Source organism: Vibrio sp. 1F263 (assembly GCF_041439035.1).
Classification (GTDB): Bacteria; Pseudomonadota; Gammaproteobacteria; order Enterobacterales; family Vibrionaceae; genus Vibrio; species Vibrio tasmaniensis_A.
This window is the reverse complement of record NZ_JBGONI010000113.1, coordinates 1-1,713: the sequence shown is the minus strand read 5'-3', so window position 1 is coordinate 1,713 and position 1,713 is coordinate 1. Positions and strand designations below refer to the sequence as shown.

Here is a 1,713-nt window from a genome sequence, read left to right as displayed (position 1 = left end):
CCCTCACTCAATTTGAGCTTGATAGACTGCTTTCAGGCTTCACAATTATCGGCCACGAACCCATCAAAATAAACGATTTTACAATGAGTTAATCGAGAATAAAGCCTTATTCTCCAAGCGTTAACGGCACGATTTTAGTATAATCAATGCTATGAAAAAGACGCCAAATATCAACCCAGAAAGCCAAGATGTTGCCGAGCTACAAGCGATGGTAGCTGCTCTGATGTCGGAGAGAAATGAGTGGAAACAAGAGCGCCAATCGCTGCTTGAACAACTCAAACTCGCCTTCGACCGTCAGTTCGCGAAACGCTCGGAGGCATTAAAGCCTTACGATGAATCACAAGGTGACCTCTTCAACGAAGCGGAATGTGAAGCCGTTAAAGAAGACGAGGTTGAGGTGACAACCACGACCACAACGAAAAAGCGCGGTAAACGTAAACCTCTGCCTAAGACCTTGCCTCGTGAGGTTATCGAACTTGATGTAGACGACCATGAAAAGCAGTGCGCTTGCTGCAATCATAGCCTGCATAAAATCGGTGAAGACCGCAGCGAGAAGCTAGAGTTCACGCCAGCGGTACTCAAAGTGTTGGAATATGTTCGTCCTAAGTACGCTTGCCGCCAGTGCGAGAAAACAGGTGACAGCAGCCGTATCGTTCAGAAGCCATCCCCTCAGAGTCTCATCCCTAAAAGCTTCGCCACAGAAAGCTTGCTGACCAACATCATTCTTGGCAAATACCAATACGCGATGCCACTTTATCGCCAAGAATCGCTGTTTACCCAGTCGGGTATCGAGCTATCACGCACCACCATGGCAAGGTGGGTTATCCAAGTCAGTGAGAAGTTCGCCCCGCTGTATGCGGCCTTGAAGGAGAACCTGCTTCAACAAGTGGTGGTTCAGGCGGATGAAACGCCGCTCAATGTGCTCAAAGAAGAGAAGAAGTGTTATATGTGGCTCTACTGCTCAGGCGCTGACTCACCCGAAGCGGCACTGCCGAATGTGAAAAATATTGCCTTGTACGACTATCAAAACAGTCGCGCGAGGGCGTGTCCCGTGGACTTTTTAGGTGACTACAACGGTTATCTACAAACCGATGGCTACGCGGCTTATGATGGTCTGCATCACGTCACCAATGTAGGGTGCTTAGCGCATGCTCGTCGCAAGTTCATGGATGCGAAGAAGCTTCAAGGGAAAGGTAAATCAGGCAAGGCTGATAAGGCGCTGGCTAAAATCCAAAAACTCTACGGGATAGAATCACGCTTAAAAGGTGCGCCTGCCCAAGAGCGAAAAGCAGAGCGTCAAGCGCTTGCCAAGCCGATACTGGATGAGCTTTACCAATGGATGACGACCCAGAAGGTGATTGGCTCTAGCCCACTAGGCAAAGCGATAAAATATACGCTTGGGCAGTGGTCAAAGCTTATTCGTTATATCGACGATGGTCACTTATCTATTGATAATAATCGCGCTGAACGCGCAATTAAACCACTGGTCATTGGCAGGAAGAACTGGCTGTTCTCTAACACACCAAACGGTGCTGATGCGAGCGCGATGCTTTACAGCATCATCGAGACCGCGAAAGCCAACGGTCTTATCCTCTACGACTACATGGTCAAGTGCATGAAAGAGCTCGCGAAAGCAGAGCCTGATATCGACGCACTCCTACCTTGGAACTTCAAACACTGACAAGTCGCCCCGTGGGTTCATGGGGCGGATAC

1 protein-coding gene is annotated in these 1,713 nt (G+C 49.1%); it reads left to right on the top strand.

The window, feature by feature from the left end; all coding sequences use genetic code 11:
- Positions 1 to 151 precede the first annotated feature (151 nt).
- Positions 152 to 1,681 (top strand): IS66 family transposase, encoded by a 1,530-nt coding sequence (locus ACED25_RS23315; RefSeq protein ID WP_048665049.1) that lies wholly within the window; start codon positions 152 to 154, stop codon positions 1,679 to 1,681.
- Positions 1,682 to 1,713 lie beyond the last annotated feature (32 nt).